Consider the following 17,229-nt stretch of genomic DNA (forward strand, 5'->3'; position numbering starts at 1 on the left):
CGTTTCGGGCCGGAATACGTCATGTCCATTACCGCCGCTCTCAACTCCGCCCGCTCCTCGCTCATGGCGTCGGGCATCCAGTCGGCGACGATCTCGCGCAACATCGCCGGGGCCAGTGCCCCCGGCTATTCGCGCAAGCTCACCATGCTGGACAATTTCCCCGGCGCCGGCGTCTACGTCGCCGCGATCCAGCGTGCGGCCTCTTCCGGCCTCTACAACAACGTCCTGGTCGCGACCTCGTCGTCGGCCAAGCAGAGCGTGATCTATGACGGCCTGCAGAAGATCGCGGCATCGACGGTGGACGATCCCGAGCTCGAGCAATCGCCCACCGCCCAGCTCAACAAGCTGAAGCAAGCGCTGCAGCAATACGCCAACTCCACCGACAATGCGACGCTGGCCCAGGCCGCCGTGACCTCCGCCAAGGACATGGTGACGGCGCTCAACCAGGCCACCAAGACCGTGCAGTCGGTCCGCGAACAGGCCGACGTCGACATGACGACGTCGGTTACTAACATCAATCAGCTCCTCACCCAGTTCCAGACCGTCAACACCGCGATCGTGAAGGGCACGACCACCGGCGACGACGTCACCGACTATCTCGACCAGCGCGACAGCATCGTCTCGAAGCTGTCGCAGGAGCTCGGCGTCACCATGTCGCTGCGTCCCAACGGGGATGCGGCGCTCTATACCGACAGCGGCGTCGTGCTGTTCGACAAGACGGCGCGGACCGTCAGTTTCGCGCCGACCAACGCCTACACGGCCGGCACCACGGGCAATGCCGTCTTCATCGACGGCGTCCCGGTGACCGGCGCCAATTCGGTCATGCCGCTCAAATCCGGCAAGCTCGCCGGCCTAGCCCAGCTGCGCGACCAGGACACGGTGACGTATCAGAGCCAGCTCGACGAAGTCGCGCGCGGCCTGATCGATGCCTTCAAGGAAAGCGATCAATCGCCCGTCCCGACGCTGGCCGACAGGCCAGGCCTCTTCACCTATCCCGGCTCGCCCGCGATGCCCGCGAGCGCGACCATCTCGGTCGGTCTCGCCGGCACGATCTCGGTCGCGGCGTCGGTCGATCCGGCAGCGGGCGGAAACCCGAACCTGCTGCGCGACGGCGCGATCAGCGGCGTTCCCGCGTATAATTACAACACGACCGGCAATGCCGGCTTCTCGACGCGGCTCCAGCAGCTCATCAACAACATGAGCGCGCCGCAGCCGTTCGACGTCACGGCGCAAGGCAAGCCGAGCGGCAGCGTGATCGAGTTCGCCTCGTCCTCGGCGAGCTGGATCGAAAGCCATCGCAAGGCCGCCGACGACAGCGTCCAGTACCAGAACACGCTGCTCGACCGCAGCACCGCGGCGCTGTCCAACGTCGCCGGCGTCAACATGGACGACGAGATGGCGTTGATGCTCCAGGTCGAACGCACCTATTCGGCCTCGTCCAAGATCATTTCGACCGTCGATCAGATGTTGCAGAGCCTGCTGGCTGCCGTGGGGAATTAAGTCATGATGAGCGCCAATTACATCTCGACCCTGATGCTGTCGTCATCGCTGAGGTCGTCGATCACGAACAACCAGAGCGCGCTGACCAAGGCCTCGAAGGAAGCGACCACCGGCCGTTTCGCCGATGTCGGCCTCGAGCTCGGCACGGGGACGGGCCGCGACCTGGCGCTGCGCGCCGATTTCAACTTCGCCGACCAGCTGGTCGACACCAACGAGCTGGTGTCGGGGCGCCTCGACGTGACCCAGAATCGGATCACGCAGCTCGGAACCACGGCCTCGGAATTCCTCAAGAACCTGATCGCGGCCCGCGACGCCGACAGCGGCGCGAAGATCATCCTGCCGAGCGCGTCCGCCAACCTTCAGGACCTCATCGGCGCGCTCAACGTCTCCTATAACGGGGCGTATCTGTTCGGCGGCATCAATACGCAGACCGTGCCGGTCGCAAACTATGTAGCCGGTTCGACCAGCAAGAATGCCCTCGACGCGGATTTCGCGGCGATCCCGCCCACGGGCTTCGGCTTCCCGCAGTCCTCGGCCAGCGTGAGCACGATCACGCCGGCGCAGATGCAGAACTTCCTCGACAACACCCTCGATCCCGAGTTCGCAAGCCCGGCTTGGAACACCAACTGGTCGTCGGCCACGGACCAGACGCTGTCGAGCCGCATCTCCACGACCGAGGTCGTCGACAGCTCGGTCAGCGCCAACCAGCCCGGCTTCCGCAAGCTGGCCGAGGCCTACACGATGCTCACCGATCTCGGCAACACCAGCCTGAGCAAGCCGACGTTCCAGGTTGTGGTCGACAAGGCCATCAGTCTCGTCAGCGGCGCGATCAACGATCTCGCGGTGCTCGGCGGCACCGTCGGCTCGATCCAGCAGCGGGTCACTGGCGCAACCGAGAAGCTGAAGATCCAGAAGGACATCCTCAACAACCAGATCGTCAAGCTGGAAGCGGTCGACCCGACCGAGGCCTCGGTCCGGGTCAACACCCTGCAGACCCAGATCAAGACGGCGCTCGCGCTGACCTCGCAGCTCCAGCAGATCAGCCTCATCAACTATCTCTAGGGTCTGGTTCGCACCTTGTCCTGTAATTCGGTCTCCAGCGCAGAGTGGTTCTGATGACGTTTGAAGCCTATGAAGCGGTCGTCGACGAGAGTGGTTACGAGGCGCGGGGGCGCGAGCGGCAGGCCCTCAGCCTCGGCATCGACCGGCTCGAGCGGCTCCAGCGTGGGCGCTTCAGCCTGGAGGACCTGGTCGAGAGCCTGCTCTATGTGCGGCGGCTGTGGACGATCTTCATCGAGGATCTCTCGCACCCCGAGAACGGCCTGCCGGAAAAGCTGCGCGCCGACATCATCTCGATCGGCCTGTGGGTCGTCAAGGAAGCCGATCGCCTCCGCGAGGAGCGGTCGAACGACGTGATGCAGCTCATCGAAATCAACCGCCTGATCCGAGACGCGCTTTAATGAAAGTTTCCTTGCGGGCGGGCGAACGAATCTACATCAACGGCGCGGTGCTGCGCGTGGACCGCAAGGTCTCCGTCGAGCTCGTCAACGACGTGATGTTCCTGCTCGAAGGGCAGGTCATGCAGGCGTCCGACGCCACGACGGCGCTGCGGCAGCTCTATTTCATCGTCCAGCTCATGCTGATGAACCCGACCGACATCCGCGACGCCGCGGCGCTGTACGCGCAGCATTCCGCGGCCCTGTGCGCCGTGTGCGAAAGCCGCGAGATGCTGGACGGGCTCGGGGCAGTCAACGAGCTGGTCGAGACGACCCGTTACTTCGAGGCGCTCAAGCGGATCCGGGCCCTGTTCCCGGTGGAGCAGGCCATCCTGGCCGGCGCAATCGCCATTTCCCCCGTCGAAGCTGCCTGACAGCGGAGAGAACCATGAACGTCACCAGCGCGACCGACAGTACGAGCAACTCGTCGAATGCCACCGGATCCAACACGACGACGGCGAGCTCCGGCGTCGACTACAATACGTTTCTTCAGCTCCTGATCGCCGAGATGAAGAACCAGGATCCGACCAATCCGATGGACACCTCGCAATATATGAGCCAGTTCGCCCAGCTCTCGACGGTCGAGCAGGCGATGCAGACCAATTCGAAGCTGGACGCGCTGCTGTCGTCGCAATCCCTGTCGCAGGCCAACAGCCTGATCGGCAAGACCGTCAGCTTCACCGACTCCACCGGCGCCAGCTTCAGCGGCAAGGTCGTGTCGGTCGCCATCAACAGCGACGGCTCCATTGCGACCCTCCAGGACGGCACCAAGGTCGCGGTCGGGCCCGGCCTCACGATCAGCCAGTCATGAACGAGCGCGACGCCCTCGATATCGTCCAGGCCGCGATCTGGACCATCATCGTCGCCTCCGGGCCCGCGGTCGGCGCCGCGATGCTGGTCGGCACCGCGATCGCACTGATCCAGGCCCTGACCCAGATCCAGGAGGTGACGCTGACCTTCGTTCCGAAGATCATCGTCATCCTGCTGGTCGTTGCCGTCTCCGGCTCCTTCATCGGCGCGCATCTCTCGACCTTCACCGAGATGGTCTATTCGCACATCGAGCACGGCTTCTGATCCGCAGCGGCGCTCGGCCACCACCCTCGCGTAAGCTTTGCACGGCAGATTGGGGGCGGACCCTCTGCCGGTGACCCATGGCCGATACGTTAGCTGCTAGCCTGCCGACCCCACGACGATTGGGGGCCGACGCCTTTTTCGCGGGCGGCATCGTGGCCATGCTCACGATCCTGTTCCTGCCGATCCCGCCGATCCTGATCGATCTTGGCCTCGCATTCTCGATCGCGCTGTCGGCGCTGATCCTGATGGTCGCACTGTGGATCCAGCGACCGCTCGACTTCTCTGCCTTCCCGACCGTGCTGCTGATCGCGACCATCCTGCGCCTGGCGCTGAACGTCGCGACCACCCGACTGATCCTGTCGCGCGGCGGCGAGGGCGAGCAGGCCGCCGGCCATGTCGTCGCCGGCTTCTCCAAGTTCGTGATGGGCGGCGACTTCGTGATCGGTCTGATCATCTTCGCCATCCTGGTCACGGTGAATTTCGTCGTGATCACCAAGGGCGCGACACGTATCGCCGAAGTCGGCGCGCGCTTCACCCTGGATGCCATCCCCGGCAAGCAGATGGCGATCGACGCCGATCTGTCCGCCGGCCTGATCGACGACAAGGAAGCGCAGCGCCGCCGCCGCGAGCTCGAAGAGGAAAGCGCCTTCTTCGGCGCCATGGACGGTGCCTCGAAATTCGTCCGGGGCGACGCCATTGCCGGCCTGCTCATCACAGCCATCAACATTTTCGGCGGCATCATCATCGGTGTCACCCACCACGGGCTGACGCTGTCGCGTGCCGCCGACGTCTATACCAAGCTCTCCGTCGGCGACGGTCTGGTGTCGCAGATGCCGGCGCTGATCGTATCGCTGTCGGCGGGCCTGCTGGTCTCCAAGGGCGGCACGAGGGGTTCGGCCGAGCAGGCGGTGCTGCGCCAGCTCGGCGGCTATCCGCGCGCGGTGTCGGCCGCGGCGCTGATGATGTTCGTGCTCGCCTTGATGCCGGGGCTGCCGCTCGCGCCCTTCATGCTGCTCGGCGGCGTCATGGCCTTCGTGGGATACTCGCTGCCGAAGCAGCAGGCCGCCCTGAAGCAGAAGGAGGATGCGCGCAAGGCCGACGAGCGCGCCCAGACCGAGGCCAAGGAATCGGTCAAGGAGCAGCTCAAGACCGCCGAGATCGAGCTGGCACTGGGTGGCCACCTCTCGGTCCATCTGCTGGGATCGCGCACTGAGCTTGCCCACCGTGTCGCCAAGATACGCAAGAAATTCGCCAAGCAGTACGGCTTCGTCATTCCCGAGATCAAGCTCTCGGACAATCTGTCGATCGATCCCAAGGGCTACCAGATCCGGATCCACGACACCCGCGTCGCCCATGGCGAGCTCAGGCTCGGCGAGGTGCTCGTGCTGGTCGACAAGGACGGCAAGCCCGACGTGCCGGGCGAAGAGGTGATCGAGCCCGCGTTCGGCATGAAGGCGCTGTGGGTGACGGAAGCCTTCACCGACGAGGTCAAGCGGCAGGGGTGCAAGCCCGTCGACAATCTCTCGGTGCTGCTCACGCATCTCAGCGAGGTGATCAGGGCGAACCTCGCCCAGCTGCTGTCCTACAAGGACATGCGCGCGTTGCTCGACCGGCTCGATCCCGAATACAAGCGTCTCGTCGAGGATCTCTGTCCCTCGCAGATCTCCTATTCTGGCCTGCTGGCGATCCTGAAGATCCTGCTGGCCGAGCGGGTCTCCATTCGCAACCTTCACCTCATCCTCGAGGCGATCGCCGAGATCGCGCCCCATGTGCGGCGTTCCGAGCAGGTCGCCGAGCATGTGCGCACGCGCCTTGCCCAGCAGATCTGCGGCGACCTCTCCGACAACGGCGTGCTCAACGTGGTCCGCCTCGGCAACCGCTGGGACCTCGCGTTCCACCAGAGCCTGAAGCGCGACGCCAAGGGCGACGTCGTCGAGTTCGACGCCGATCCGCGCCTGATCGAGCAGTTCGCGACCGAGGCCTCCGCGGCGATCCGCAAGTTCACCGAGAACGGCACCAGCGTGGTGCTGGCGGTGACGCCGGAAGCGCGCCCCTATGTCCGGATGATCCTGGAGCGGGTGTTCCCGACATTGCCGATCCTGTCGCATGTCGAGGTGGCGCGCAGCGCGGAGATCAGGGCGCTCGGAGCCATCTCGTGATCAACGGCCTCACCGACAGCGTGCTGGTGACGTTCATCGTGTTCTGCCGCATCGGCGCCTGCCTGATGCTGGTGCCAGGTTATTCCAGCGTCAACGTGCCCGCCCAGGTCCGCCTGTTCGTGGCACTGGTCACGACCTTTGCGCTGGCCCCGATCCTGATCGCCATTCTGAAGCCGCTGACGGAAAACGCGGCCCCGTTGACGCTGGCGCTCCTGATCTGCTCGGAGCTCCTGGTCGGCAGCGTCATCGGGCTCGGCGGGCGCGTGTTCTTTCTCGCGCTCCAGACCATGGCAACCGTGATGGCGAGCGCGATCGGCCTCAGCAACATCCCGGGCACGCCGGTCGCCGACACCGACCCGGCGCCGGCTTTGGTACCGCTGATCATGGCGGGCGTCACCACGCTGTTCTTCATCACCGACCAGCATTGGCAAGTCTTGCGCGGTTTGATGAACTCCTACGACGTCTGGCAGCCCGGGAGCAGGATCGGCGGCAGCATGGCGCTCGACCAGCTCGTCGGCCGCCTGTCGGAAGCCTTCGTGCTGACGCTGCGCATCACAAGCCCCTTCATCGTCTATTCCGTGATCGTCAACCTGGCGGTCGGGCTGATCAACAAGCTGACGCCGGCGATTCCGGTCTACTTCATCTCCGTGCCCTTCGTGCTGTTCGGCGGCTTCCTGCTGCTCTACCTCACGAGCGACGAGCTGCTGACGCAATTCATGCTCGGTGTCTCGTCCTGGCTGGCGGGGTGACCGGCATGACCTCGCGCGCGGACAAGCTCGGCCGGATGGTTTCGCTGGTGAAGCTGCAGCTCCGGCTGTCCGAATGGCAGCTTGCCCAGCTGCGGCAGCAGGAGAGAAGCCTGCAGGACGAGCAGGAATGGCTGGTCGGCGCGCTCAACGACGGCAAGCCGCCGGCGGGCTCATCGAGCGATTCGATCGCGCGACGCCTCAACAGGGCGAGCGTCGGTGCGCGCGCGGTCGAGGCGCAGGCCGCCCAGCAGCTCGATCGGGTTCGGGCAGAGAACCGCCGCGTGAAGCAGCTCCAGGAGGTCGCGAAGGCGGCGTTGGCTGACAAGCTCCGCGACGCCGAGAAGCGCTCCCTCGAGGAAATGACGGGACTAAGCCCTGCCGTGGGCGCGTGGACGCCACGGCCAGCCAACCGGAACAAGACATGATCGTGACAGCGACACCCGACCTCGTTCTCGACGTGCTCGAGGCCGGCGATCCCGTGACGCAGCGCGCGGCGACCGCGAAGCTCGACGCGTTGAAATCCTCTGATGCGAACTTCGCCGCGACGATGGACGCCGAGGTCGGCAAGGCCGCGGCGGCCGCCGCCGAGCGATCCGCGACCAGTACGGCCGATATGCCGTCGAATGCAGTGCAATCGGATGCGGTGAACGGCGCGCCGGTGCGGGTGATCAAGGCGCCGGCCTCCGGTGAGGTGTACCGCAAGTTCGAGGCGTTCATCCTCCAGACCTTCGTCGAGACGATGCTGCCGAAGGAGTCCGAGGAGGTGTTCGGCAAGGGCACCGCGGGCGGCGTCTGGAAGTCGATGCTGGCCGAGCAGCTTGGCAACCAGCTGGCGAAGGGCAAGGGCATCGGCATTGCCGAGCGGCTCGCCGCCGCGCATCCGCCGCCGCCTGGCCCGGCAGGCAAGGCCGGATGACGATACGAGGAATGGGTGACAGACGTTGAGGGGTGAATTTCCTATGCAGGCACAAGACAGCGCGGCGGCCATGGTGATCGAACAGCCGGTCGCGGATATCGAGATGATCACGACGGAGGCGGCGGCCGACGATGCGCTGCTGCCCGTGCTGCTGCCGGTCATCAGCAGCGAGGCTGTGCCCGACGGCGCGGAGGCGACCAGTTCGGACGAGGTGCGTGGCCTCCTGACGGCGATCCGCCGGCTCGAAGGCATCGTCGAGGAGGAGACCGTCGCGCTCACCACGGGGCAGAAGATCGACTTCGACGAGTTCAGCGCGCGCAAGAGCCGCAGCATGCTCGAATTTGTCCGCCTGATGCGGGCGCGGATGCATCTCGGCGGCGAGATCGAGGTCACCGAGCAGATTCAGCGGCTGCGCGAGAAGCTCGAGCGCAACCGCTCCGTCCTCGAAATGCACTATGACGCGGTGCGCGAGGTCGCCGGCATCATCGTCAAGGCGATCAAGGAAGCCGAGTCGGACGGCACCTATACCGGTCGCGCAGCGCAGGACGGAAGATGATCAGGCTGGTCTTGGCCGGGCTCTGGGTCTGCATCCTCACCGCGGGCACCAGCTATGGGGTGGCCTATTGGAAGGAGAACGGCAGCCTCCTGCCGGCGAAGGACGAATATCTCGACGGGCTGCAATACCAGAAGACGCGGGCGCTGAGCGTGCCCATGGTCGAGAACGGATCGGTGCAGGGCTATATCGTCGCGCGCTTCGTCTACACCGTGGAGGCGCGGACCATGCACCAGCTCAACGTTCCTCCGGAGCCGTTCGTCGTCGACGAGGCCTTCCGCCGGATCTATGCGGATGATCGCCTCGATTTCCGCAAGCTCGCCCGCTACGACCTCTCCATCCTGACCACGGCCATCAAGCAACGCGTCAACGAGCGCATGCAGGCCGACATCGTCCAGGACGTCCTGGTCGAGGACTTCAACTACGTCTCCAAGGAAGAATTCCAATCGAAGCCGTAAGCCGCGACGGCTCGACGTTAGGGGCCGTTTCTGCGGCCATCCTTCGAGACGCCCGCCGTTGGCGGGCCCTCAGGATGAGCACGGAGTGCGTGGCACCAATTTCAGGGCATATCGGCGCCGAATAGCCTCATCCTGAGGAGGCGCGTCAGCGCCGTCTCGAAGGACGAGGCGTGCACTCAGAGGTGCCGCCGACGTGCCAGATGCCATCCTCGGCGTTATCGAGAAAACGCACGTCATCGTCGCTCGGCAAAGATCATCTCATCGTCTCCTTCCCCCAAACGTGCAACGGCCTCCGCGAAGCTGATTCGCGGAGGCCGTTGCCGGTTTGATGGCAGGCGCCTGCCGGGTCAGTTTCCGGCGGAGTACGCGGCCGGGGCGGAATGCGTCCGGTTCAGGAGGATGCCGACCTCGTCGAGCTCCTGCATCGGCTCGTCGAGGTTGTCGCCGGCGGGAATGTCGAGGCGGTAGCCGACATAGCGCCGGGCCACGATCGCGTCGAAGCCGAGCCGGTCGCGCAGCTTCTTGCGCAGCTTGCTGACGTGGCTCTCGATCACGCTCTCGTCGAACGTGGATTCGAAGATGCCGTAGACCGCGTTGAAGATCTGCGTCTTGGTGATCCACTTGCCGTGGTTGCTGACCATGTATTCGAGGATGCGCAGTTCGCGGCGGGGCAGGGTGAGGGCGTGGCCCGCGATCTCGGGATCCCGGCCGTTGAAGAAGACCTGGATCCTGTTTTCGCAGGGCCTTGGCAGCTCGCCCACCCGGCGGCGCGCGATCGCGGCCGTCCGGGCGAGGATTTCGCGAAGGTGAATCGGCACGTGCACGACGTCGTCGACACCAGACTCGAACAGCTCGAGGGTGTTCTTGAGCATCTTCTGGCCGCTCATGGCGATGATGGGAGCCGAGGAGCGCTTGCGCATGGCCCGCGGCAGGCTTCCGCGGGCGTCGCAATCCCCGAGCAGGAAGGCGTCGACCGCCGCCAGATCCGATTCACTGGCGGATTGCAGCCATTCCCAGAATTCCCCGGAGGAGAATCCGATCGAGGATACGCCTTCGCGAACGAGGCCTCCCACGTAGCTGTTCGCGACGCTCTCGCGATCATCAACGATTATATACATCAGTCTTTCGCCCCTGTTTCACACTTGTTGCGGCCGGTTGGTTGTTTGTGATGCCCGGCTCGGCAACGTGCTGTTTGACGACATTCCTTCCCGCGAACCGTTGTTATGGTTTCGATATTCGCGGGCAGCCCTACGCATTCAGTGCCTGCGTGTGCAGGCCTGTTACTTCGACTCGATACTGAACGCTTACTGTGTGAGGCTCGGCGGGTGTCTTACGGATCACCTCGCGGAGCGAATTGAGAAACGACCTAGAACAGTTGCGCCAAGTTGCTCATCGCGTCCGTACGCCACTGAAACTTTTGCCGATCTCCTCGCCAACTGGCGAGAATCACTTGTTAGGACCGTAACGCTTGCCGATTTCCGATCAAGCGTGCGGAAAAAAGCGATTGCTATGTGTGTTTGATGCTGTTGATTCGTTTCGGGTTGTTTCTTGATATATTCAATCGCATCAGTTGATTTGGAATCCGAACTAGTTTCGCACCGTGACGGTCGTAGTGTTCCGTATCTCCGTATAATTACAGCTATTTCAGGTAGTGCTGCGGTTCATGCAAACCGGTGTTTTTTCAACCCGGGATTGATGCGTGTGCTGGCTTTTCCACATGCGACAATTCGACTCATGGGCGGCATCGCGACTCCAGCTTGGCGAAATCTTGGCGAGGGTGTGTCTTTCGAGTCGCACTCTCGCCACGTGCGTGGCGAGATTTGTCTTCGCGATGTCACATCGCGCGCGATGAAGATCTTTCGATGCGCACGTTTCAGGCAAGCTTCGACAAATAACGTCACCGTTCGACAGACCGAACCGAACGGAGCATTTTCACATGTTGTCCGATGGACAAGCTCGTCCCAACGCGACCGCTGATGTTTCCGCGACGGCGAAGCCGGCTTCCGAGCCGCGCGATATCAATGAGAATACGGCGCGCGCAAACAAGCCTGCAGCAAATGTAAAACGTGCTTCGCCCGCAACGAGTGACGAAGTTCTCGCGAAGGAAGCGCTCGAAGGGCTGAAACGCATTCGCGCCAAGGCGCGTCTCGACAAGATGGCGATACCCAAGCCTCCGCAGACCGTGATGAAGCCGGCCGTGATCGTCGCCAAGCCGCCGCCGCCCCGTCCGACCTGGGTTGCGCCGCTCGCAACATTGGCAGGCGCCGCCGTTCTCGTGGTCTGTGCCTGCACCGGCGTGATCGCCTATCTCACCACGCAACCCGCGCAGACCAACGTCGCGGCCAATACGGAAATCAGGATCCTGCGCGAGACCGTTGCGCAGCTGCGCAAGCAGGTTTCGGGCGTGTCGGAAAATCTCGATGGCCTGCGCACCGCGGTCGATCAGTCGAGCAAGGCGACCAACGACCGCTTCGGCCGGTTTGCGGAGAATTTGGACCGCATCGAGCGGGTGAGCTCGTCCTCGACGGCAAAGCTCGACAAGCTCGCCCAGGTGCAGGTCCAGGCGCCCGCGCCGGCAACGGTGCAATCGCAGCCGTCGTCGCCGCAGGGGGCAATGATGGCGTCGGTCGCGGCGCCCGAGTTCACGGGCTCGGTGGCGCCGTCCGAGCGCTCGTCCGTGCCGCGGAAGGTGATCAAGGGCTGGTCGGTCCGCCAGGCCTATGAAGGCATTGCGATCCTGCAGGGCCCTAACGGCGTCATCGAGGCCGTGCTCGGACAGCAGGTGCCCGGTCTCGGCCGCATCGAGGAGATCCGGAGCGAGAACGGACGTCTGGTGGTGGAGACGAGCGGGGGCGTCGTCTATTCGTCGCGAAAAGCTGCGCCCTGAAGCCAAGCCTGTTTTCTATTGGCGATGATGTTCGAAGCTGGTGCATAGCAGATCGACCTCGGCTTCCGCGATCGGCGACCTGAATAGGCGGCAGCTGAACTCGGCCGGCGCCTTGCTGTCGGTGCTGGGGCGCTCTTCCCGGAGGAAGATGCAGCGCTTGCAGACGTCGGTGTGGTGGCGCTGCTCGGCTGCGTCCGACTGATCCAGCACGTGGCGGAACGTGTCGCGGAAGCGAATCTTGACGTCGTCTTCGAGCCCGGCAATCGCCTCGACGAGAACGTTGACGGGGTCGCGCACCAGGAATTTCTTGCCTTGCTGCGTCACGCTCAGCATCACCGAGCGCTTGTCCGTCGACGAGCGCTTGCGCTCGATATAGCCGAGCCGCTCGAGCTCCCCGATGATGAACGAGGCGGTGCCGCGCGTGGTGCCGACGTAACTCGCGAGCGCCGACGGTGTCCGGGAAAAGCGGTTGGCGCGGGAGAGGAAGCGCAGCGCCATCCACTCGCGGTCGCGCAAGCCGTGCTTGGTGCCTTCGAACCACAGGATGCGCGCAACCTGCTCCAGCAGTTCAATCGATTCACGTGCCAAATTCATTTCAGGTCCGGGGGCGGATAAAGTTTTATTCAATTGAGCCTTGGGTAGCGCAATCAGGACTGACGAGAATGAGGTCCTGCGGCGGTCTCGTCCGTTGCCGGACGACGGACGGTCGCCTGAGGAAGAAGCTCTTCCTCGCCGGAGAAGGAACTTCCGGACGTGGAACTAGGGCGTCACAAAGAAAGTTCGAGTAAACCGCAGCGCTCAACTCATCCGAAAATTTCAATCAAATGACGACGGCGCACGTGCGAACGACGGCGAGATGCGAGGCGTCAGCAACATGATGTGTCGTTGCAGGCACCGCAGTGCCCATTTGTTGCGGGTCAGCGGGTCGAATCCGCGAACGCGCGTATTGCCTGCCGCGGATGACGGCGTGATCAGCCGCGAGGAGAACCATTCTTCTGGGTTAATGGATGTTGCGATGCAACGCAGCTAGACGGTTAAGTCCGCCCATCGGCATAAGGGATGTCAAACCGTCGATCGGAATCGAGCAAGCTGCGCCACGCTGGGTTGGACGTCGCAATGAGCCAGATGCCGGAGACGGCGCCGGTGAAACGGAGGAAGGGTGCGGCGTGAAGATTTAGGTGCTCGCAGGCTGGTGATTTGCGTTTCGCCGGCAAGTATTGGCGAATGCGGCGCCCCAGGGGGAAAACACCATGTGCAGCAGGAAGGGATAGATTGATGAGCTTCGAAACCACCGTGACGTCCGACGTCGTCGGGCTGACGAAAGTCGCCCCGGTCTCGCGCCGCGGATTCATGAGCGCCACGGCGGCCGTGGCGGCCGGCTATACGCTTGCGGCCGGGCCCGTGCGCGCCGAGCCGATCACGACCGACACTGGCGGGCTCCAGGTCGGCGAGGCCAAGATCAAGGTCGGATCCGAGGAGATGCCCGCCTATTTCGCCCGCCCGGCCGGCAACACCAAGGCGCCTGTCATCATCGTGGCGATGGAGATCTTTGGCCTGCACGAATACATCAAGGACGTGACGCGGCGCCTCGCCAAGCTCGGCGCATTCGCGATCGCGCCCGACTATTATTTCCGCAAGGGCACCGATCTCACTAAGATTACGGACATCAAGGACCTCCTGCCGATCGTCAATGCCAAGCCCGACGCCGAGCTGCTGTCGGACCTCGACGCGGTGGTGGCCTGGGCGGGGTCGCAGGGCGGCGACGCGGCCAAGCTCGGCATCATCGGCTTCTGCCGGGGCGGGCGCACGGTCTGGGAATATGCCGCCCATAGCGGCGCGCTCAAGGCCGGCGTCGCCTTCTACGGCACGGTCGTCGATCCCGCCAATCCGCTCTGGCCGAAGAGCCCGATGCAGCTCGCGCCCGAGATGAAGGCGCCGGTGCTCGGCCTCTATGGCGGTGCCGATACCGGCATTCCCGTTGCCCAGGTCGAGCAGATGAAAGCCGCGCTGGCGGAGAACAAGAAGACCGCCGAGTTCAAGATCTACCCGGAAGCGCCGCACGGCTTCCACGCCGATTACCGCGGCAGCTATCGGAAGGACGCGGCGGAGGATGCCTGGAAGCAGGCCGAGGCCTGGTTCAGGAAATACGGCGTCCTGGGCTGAGGCCGGGTCAAAACAAAAGGGCGGCCGATTGGCCGCCCTTTTCGCATGGGTGCAGCGCTCTCACTTCGTCATCGCGCCATAGACGATGTCCTGGACCTGCTCGCGGAAATATTTCCTGAGCTCGCCGGGCGCGGCCGTTCCCACCACGACGACGAGACGCTCCCGGGGATCGCAGAAGAACTGCGTGCCGTAAGCGCCGTTCCAGGTGAACTCGCCGGGATTGCCGGGGACCGACGACAGGCCCTCGCTGGTGCGGACCGCAACCGCAAGGCCGAAACCGAAGCCGGCGCGATGCGGCTCGACATTGGCCACGTTGTTCTTGATCTCGGGACCGAGATGGTTGGTCGTCATGTGGTGCACGGTCTTGGGCGAGAGGATGCGCTGGCCGTCGAGCTCGCCGCCGTTCAGCAGCATCTGGCCGAAGCGGACGTAGTCGCCCATCGTCGCGAACGAGCAGGCGCCGCCGCAATCGAACTTGGTCGGGCTATCCAGCAGCTTGATCGACTGCGGCTTGCCGGTCAGCGGATCGTTGGCGAAGGGACGGGCGAGGCGAGGGCGCTGCGCATCGGTCGGGTGGAAGGTGGCGTCCTTCATGCCGAGCGGCTGCCAGACATTGGCGGCGAGATATTCGCCGAGCTTCTGCTCGCTCACCTTCTCGACCACCGCGCCGAGCACGTCTATCGAAAAGCCGTATTCGAATTCGGTCGAGGGCTGATGCGCCAGCGGTAGCTTCGTGATGCGGTCGATGAAGGCCTGGGTGTCGCCTTCGATCGCCGGCGCGACGCCGTCGGGGTATTGCCGCGCCACCGGGCTCGACGAGTCCGGGCGGCCGCCATACATCAATCCCGACGTATGCCGGTAGAGATCGTGGATGAAGATCGGCGAGGCCTGGGGCACAAGGTTGAGCGAGCCATTGGCCTCGGTCACGCCGACCTTCATGTCGGCAAAGCCGGGATAGTAATTGGACAGCTTGGCCTGCAGCGGCAGCCGGCCCTGCTCCATCAGCGTCAGGCCCGCCACCGCCGCCATCGGCTTGGTCATCGAGGCCAGCGCGAAGATCGCGTCGACCGGCATGGGCGTGCCCTTGTCCGGGTCGAGCATGCCATAGGCCTTGTAGTGCACGAGCTTGCCGTCACGCGCGATGGCGACGACCGCGCCGGGCACGCGCTTGGCGGCGATCTCCCGCGCAAAGAAATCGTCGAGACGGGTGAGGCCCTGTTTGGAGAAGCCGACATCGTCGGGGCTTGCTTCGGGCAGCGGCGCGGCGCGTGCTGCACCGAGCGCGATGACGGCAGTCGCCGCCGCGATCACAGCGATCGTCTTGTTCATGGCATCCTCCCAGGACGCGAGCTCGTTAGGCGCTGGCTCGCTCGACGCCTAGATCACGACCCGGCTGCAATGAAGTCAAGCGCGCACCGGGCATGTCTGGGAGGCGGTTGGGACGTGGCGGAACCTATCGTCCTTCGTCCGTACGCCACAGCGCATCGAGGCCGTGCCGATAGGTCGGGTGGGCTAGCGTGACGCCAAGCTCGCGCTTCAGCTTCGCATTGGAGACGCGGGCGCTGTTGGCATAGAAGCTGCGCGCCATCGCCGACATCTCGGCGGTCGCGAAATCCTCTTCGGGCGGCGGCGGAACGCCCATCAGCTTCGCCGCATAGGCGATCACGTCCTGCGGCGGCGTCGGCTCGTCGTCGCAGACGTTCCAGATGCCGCCGCCACGATGGTTCACGGCGGCCATGATCGCGCTCGCGATGTCGTCGGTGTGGATGCGGTTGAAGACCTGGCCGGGCTTGATGATGCGCCGGGCCGTCCCCGCGCGCAGCGTCGTCAACGCGTTGCGGCCGGGACCGTAGATGCCGGCGAGCCTGAGGATCGCGGCATCGCCTTGCGCTGCGTCCATCCAGGCTTGCTCGGCGGAAACCCGCAGGCGGGCGCGCTCGAGCGTGGATTGCGGCGGGGTGTCTTCGTCGACCCAGCCGCCGTCGTGGTCGCCATAGACGCCGATGGTAGAGAGATAGACGATTCTGCGGCGGCCGGTCGCCAGCACGTCGCCGAAGGCGGCGATGGCGGGATCGCCGCTGGGGCCGGGCGGGATCGACACCAGCAGCACATCGGCGCTGCGAAGCTGCTCGATTGTCTGAGGCGACGGATTGCTGCCGGCAAAGCCGTGCACCGCGATGCCGGCGAGGTCGTCGCGCTTTGCGGGATCGCGCACGGTGCCGGCGATATGAGAGAAGCCGCCGCCGAACCGGCGGACGAAGTGCCGGACGCTGTAGCCGAGGCCGAGGATGAAAAGCCGCATGCGTCTCCCGTGCAGGTCGAAGTTCCCAGGCACGCCGCCGCGCGCCCTTCGCTCATAAGAGATTTTTGGGTCCAGCAAAAGATATTGCGATTTGTCCCGCCTGCCGCCCCGGGCGATGGTCGCCTGTCACAGGGAGGCACCGAACATGCAGGCAGAAGCGCTCGCCTTGGCGCCGGCGGACGGGCTGATCCGGCGCGCCGCCGCGCTGATCTTCGACGTCGACGGCACCCTCGCCGAGACCGAGGAGCTGCATCGGCAGGCTTTCAACCATGCCTTCGCGAGCTGCGGTCTCGGCTGGCAATGGGACCGCGCGGTCTACAAGGACCTGCTGCGAGTGACCGGCGGCAAGGAGCGTATGCGCGCCTATCACGCCCGGCTGGAGGTCGCCCCGCCCTTGTCTGATACTGAGATCGCCGAGCTCCACCGCATCAAGACCGCGCATTATGCCGAATTGATCGAAACCGGCTGCTGCCCCTTGCGGCCGGGCGTGGCCGAGTTGCTCGCCGCGGCGAAGGCGAGGGGACAGCGGCTTGCGATCGCGACCACGACCTCGCATGGCAATATCGATGCGCTGCTGGCGCAGGCGCTGGGGCCGTGCTGGGCGGCGGCGTTCGATGCGATCGTCGCCGGTGACGATGTCAGGCACAAGAAGCCGGCGCCGGACGTCTATCTGGAAACGCTCGCGCGGCTGAAGCTGGGCGCGGCCGGCTGCGTCGCCATCGAGGATTCCGCCAACGGCCTGATCTCGGCCTCACGCGCCGGCATTCCGGTCCTGATCACCCGGAGCATGTTTTTCCGGGACGAGGATTTTTCCGCGGCGCGGTGCGTGCTGGACGATCTATCGGAACTTGGGGCCGGGCAAAGACCTGAAAGACAGCCCGACTTGCATTAGGCCTGTACTCATCCCGAGCGTGGGTCCTTGCCCCCGGAGCGGACGTCCGCGCCATCCGGCGTTGCCGACGCGCAAGCAAC

19 protein-coding genes are annotated in these 17,229 nt (G+C 64.6%); 15 read left to right on the forward strand and 4 right to left on the reverse strand.

The window, feature by feature from the left end:
* Positions 1-21: 21 nt before the first annotated feature.
* From flgK to QRQ56_RS27960, 12 genes are all read left to right on the forward strand, one after another.
* The gene (flgK, locus tag QRQ56_RS27905) at positions 22-1,500 is read left to right on the forward strand and encodes a flagellar hook-associated protein FlgK (RefSeq protein WP_438744394.1); all 1,479 of its coding nucleotides are present in this window, start codon (positions 22-24) and stop codon (positions 1,498-1,500) included.
* A gap of 3 nt (positions 1,501-1,503) precedes the next feature.
* On the forward strand, positions 1,504-2,562 hold the full coding sequence (locus QRQ56_RS27910; protein WP_438744395.1) for a flagellar hook-associated family protein: 1,059 nt from the start codon (positions 1,504-1,506) through the stop codon (positions 2,560-2,562).
* Between the two features lie 53 nt (positions 2,563-2,615).
* A complete protein-coding gene (gene flaF, locus QRQ56_RS27915; protein WP_063201526.1) occupies positions 2,616-2,960 on the forward strand; it encodes a flagellar biosynthesis regulator FlaF in 345 nt (114 codons plus the stop codon).
* Positions 2,960-3,370: a flagellar biosynthesis repressor FlbT gene (gene flbT / locus QRQ56_RS27920; RefSeq protein WP_438744396.1), complete on the forward strand. Its 411-nt coding sequence runs from the start codon at positions 2,960-2,962 to the stop codon at positions 3,368-3,370. Before flaF ends, flbT begins: the two co-directional genes overlap by 1 nt.
* 14 nt (positions 3,371-3,384) lie before the next feature.
* The gene (gene flgD, locus QRQ56_RS27925; RefSeq protein ID WP_438744397.1) at positions 3,385-3,807 is read left to right on the forward strand and encodes a flagellar hook assembly protein FlgD; all 423 of its coding nucleotides are present in this window, start codon (positions 3,385-3,387) and stop codon (positions 3,805-3,807) included.
* Positions 3,804-4,070 carry a flagellar biosynthesis protein FliQ gene (gene fliQ / locus QRQ56_RS27930; RefSeq protein ID WP_438744398.1) on the forward strand — a complete coding sequence of 89 codons (267 nt, stop codon included), beginning with the start codon at positions 3,804-3,806 and terminating at the stop codon, positions 4,068-4,070. The genes flgD and fliQ overlap by 4 nt, the downstream gene beginning before the upstream one ends.
* A gap of 77 nt (positions 4,071-4,147) precedes the next feature.
* Positions 4,148-6,229 (forward strand): flagellar biosynthesis protein FlhA, encoded by a 2,082-nt coding sequence (gene flhA, locus QRQ56_RS27935; protein ID WP_438744399.1) that lies wholly within the window; start codon positions 4,148-4,150, stop codon positions 6,227-6,229.
* Positions 6,226-6,978 (forward strand): flagellar biosynthesis protein FliR, encoded by a 753-nt coding sequence (gene fliR / locus QRQ56_RS27940; RefSeq protein ID WP_438744400.1) that lies wholly within the window; start codon positions 6,226-6,228, stop codon positions 6,976-6,978. The genes flhA and fliR overlap by 4 nt, the downstream gene beginning before the upstream one ends.
* Before the next feature lie 5 nt (positions 6,979-6,983).
* Complete coding sequence (locus QRQ56_RS27945; RefSeq protein ID WP_438744401.1) at positions 6,984-7,403, forward strand: hypothetical protein; 420 nt, start codon at positions 6,984-6,986, stop codon at positions 7,401-7,403.
* Complete coding sequence (locus tag QRQ56_RS27950; RefSeq protein ID WP_438744402.1) at positions 7,400-7,894, forward strand: rod-binding protein; 495 nt, start codon at positions 7,400-7,402, stop codon at positions 7,892-7,894. Before QRQ56_RS27945 ends, QRQ56_RS27950 begins: the two co-directional genes overlap by 4 nt.
* A 43-nt stretch (positions 7,895-7,937) precedes the next feature.
* Entirely contained in the window at positions 7,938-8,450 is a 513-nt protein-coding gene (locus QRQ56_RS27955; protein WP_438744403.1) for a flagellar biosynthesis protein FlgN, read from the forward strand.
* Positions 8,447-8,905, forward strand: coding sequence for a hypothetical protein (locus tag QRQ56_RS27960; RefSeq protein ID WP_438744404.1), 459 nt, complete (start codon positions 8,447-8,449; stop codon positions 8,903-8,905). Before QRQ56_RS27955 ends, QRQ56_RS27960 begins: the two co-directional genes overlap by 4 nt.
* 347 nt (positions 8,906-9,252) lie before the next feature.
* Here the strand turns inward: QRQ56_RS27960 and QRQ56_RS27965 are convergent, their stop codons facing one another.
* Positions 9,253-10,023, reverse strand: coding sequence for a response regulator transcription factor (locus tag QRQ56_RS27965; protein ID WP_438744405.1), 771 nt, complete (start codon positions 10,021-10,023; stop codon positions 9,253-9,255).
* Positions 10,024-10,841: 818 nt separating this feature from the next.
* Between QRQ56_RS27965 and QRQ56_RS27970 the strand changes: the two genes are divergently transcribed.
* Positions 10,842-11,792 carry a hypothetical protein gene (locus QRQ56_RS27970; protein WP_438744406.1) on the forward strand — a complete coding sequence of 317 codons (951 nt, stop codon included), beginning with the start codon at positions 10,842-10,844 and terminating at the stop codon, positions 11,790-11,792.
* A 15-nt stretch (positions 11,793-11,807) separates the two neighbouring features.
* Here the strand turns inward: QRQ56_RS27970 and QRQ56_RS27975 are convergent, their stop codons facing one another.
* Entirely contained in the window at positions 11,808-12,386 is a 579-nt protein-coding gene (locus QRQ56_RS27975) for a MarR family winged helix-turn-helix transcriptional regulator (RefSeq protein ID WP_438744407.1), read from the reverse strand.
* 681 nt (positions 12,387-13,067) lie between these two features.
* Here QRQ56_RS27975 and QRQ56_RS27980 point away from each other — a divergent pair.
* A complete protein-coding gene (locus QRQ56_RS27980; protein WP_438744408.1) occupies positions 13,068-13,955 on the forward strand; it encodes a dienelactone hydrolase family protein in 888 nt (295 codons plus the stop codon).
* A gap of 60 nt (positions 13,956-14,015) precedes the next feature.
* Here QRQ56_RS27980 and QRQ56_RS27985 read toward each other — a convergent pair whose 3' ends face one another.
* Both QRQ56_RS27985 and QRQ56_RS27990 read right to left on the reverse strand, forming a co-directional pair.
* Complete coding sequence (locus QRQ56_RS27985) at positions 14,016-15,284, reverse strand: serine hydrolase domain-containing protein (protein ID WP_438744409.1); 1,269 nt, start codon at positions 15,282-15,284, stop codon at positions 14,016-14,018.
* 124 nt (positions 15,285-15,408) lie between these two features.
* Positions 15,409-16,257, reverse strand: a complete 849-nt coding sequence (locus tag QRQ56_RS27990) for an SDR family oxidoreductase (RefSeq protein ID WP_438744410.1) — start codon at positions 16,255-16,257, stop codon at positions 15,409-15,411.
* Between the two features lie 145 nt (positions 16,258-16,402).
* Here QRQ56_RS27990 and QRQ56_RS27995 point away from each other — a divergent pair, with 145 nt between their 5' ends.
* Positions 16,403-17,149 (forward strand): HAD family hydrolase, encoded by a 747-nt coding sequence (locus tag QRQ56_RS27995; RefSeq protein WP_438744411.1) that lies wholly within the window; start codon positions 16,403-16,405, stop codon positions 17,147-17,149.
* Positions 17,150-17,229 lie beyond the last annotated feature (80 nt).

The organism is Bradyrhizobium sp. U531, assembly GCF_051710265.1.
In the GTDB taxonomy this organism is placed as follows: Bacteria; Pseudomonadota; Alphaproteobacteria; order Rhizobiales; family Xanthobacteraceae; genus Bradyrhizobium.

Coding starts and splice junctions, on each gene's coding strand:
- flgK (WP_438744394.1), top strand. CDS start 22: ATGTCCATTACCGCCGCTCTCAACTCCGCCCGCTCCTCGCTCATGGCG.
- QRQ56_RS27910 (WP_438744395.1), top strand. CDS start 1,504: ATGATGAGCGCCAATTACATCTCGACCCTGATGCTGTCGTCATCGCTG.
- flaF (WP_063201526.1), top strand. CDS start 2,616: ATGACGTTTGAAGCCTATGAAGCGGTCGTCGACGAGAGTGGTTACGAG.
- flbT (WP_438744396.1), top strand. CDS start 2,960: ATGAAAGTTTCCTTGCGGGCGGGCGAACGAATCTACATCAACGGCGCG.
- flgD (WP_438744397.1), top strand. CDS start 3,385: ATGAACGTCACCAGCGCGACCGACAGTACGAGCAACTCGTCGAATGCC.
- fliQ (WP_438744398.1), top strand. CDS start 3,804: ATGAACGAGCGCGACGCCCTCGATATCGTCCAGGCCGCGATCTGGACC.
- flhA (WP_438744399.1), top strand. CDS start 4,148: ATGGCCGATACGTTAGCTGCTAGCCTGCCGACCCCACGACGATTGGGG.
- QRQ56_RS27945 (WP_438744401.1), top strand. CDS start 6,984: ATGACCTCGCGCGCGGACAAGCTCGGCCGGATGGTTTCGCTGGTGAAG.
- QRQ56_RS27950 (WP_438744402.1), top strand. CDS start 7,400: ATGATCGTGACAGCGACACCCGACCTCGTTCTCGACGTGCTCGAGGCC.
- QRQ56_RS27955 (WP_438744403.1), top strand. CDS start 7,938: ATGCAGGCACAAGACAGCGCGGCGGCCATGGTGATCGAACAGCCGGTC.
- QRQ56_RS27960 (WP_438744404.1), top strand. CDS start 8,447: ATGATCAGGCTGGTCTTGGCCGGGCTCTGGGTCTGCATCCTCACCGCG.
- QRQ56_RS27965 (WP_438744405.1), bottom strand. CDS start 10,023: ATGTATATAATCGTTGATGATCGCGAGAGCGTCGCGAACAGCTACGTG.
- QRQ56_RS27970 (WP_438744406.1), top strand. CDS start 10,842: ATGTTGTCCGATGGACAAGCTCGTCCCAACGCGACCGCTGATGTTTCC.
- QRQ56_RS27975 (WP_438744407.1), bottom strand. CDS start 12,386: ATGAATTTGGCACGTGAATCGATTGAACTGCTGGAGCAGGTTGCGCGC.
- QRQ56_RS27980 (WP_438744408.1), top strand. CDS start 13,068: ATGAGCTTCGAAACCACCGTGACGTCCGACGTCGTCGGGCTGACGAAA.
- QRQ56_RS27985 (WP_438744409.1), bottom strand. CDS start 15,284: ATGAACAAGACGATCGCTGTGATCGCGGCGGCGACTGCCGTCATCGCG.
- QRQ56_RS27990 (WP_438744410.1), bottom strand. CDS start 16,257: ATGCGGCTTTTCATCCTCGGCCTCGGCTACAGCGTCCGGCACTTCGTC.
- QRQ56_RS27995 (WP_438744411.1), top strand. CDS start 16,403: ATGCAGGCAGAAGCGCTCGCCTTGGCGCCGGCGGACGGGCTGATCCGG.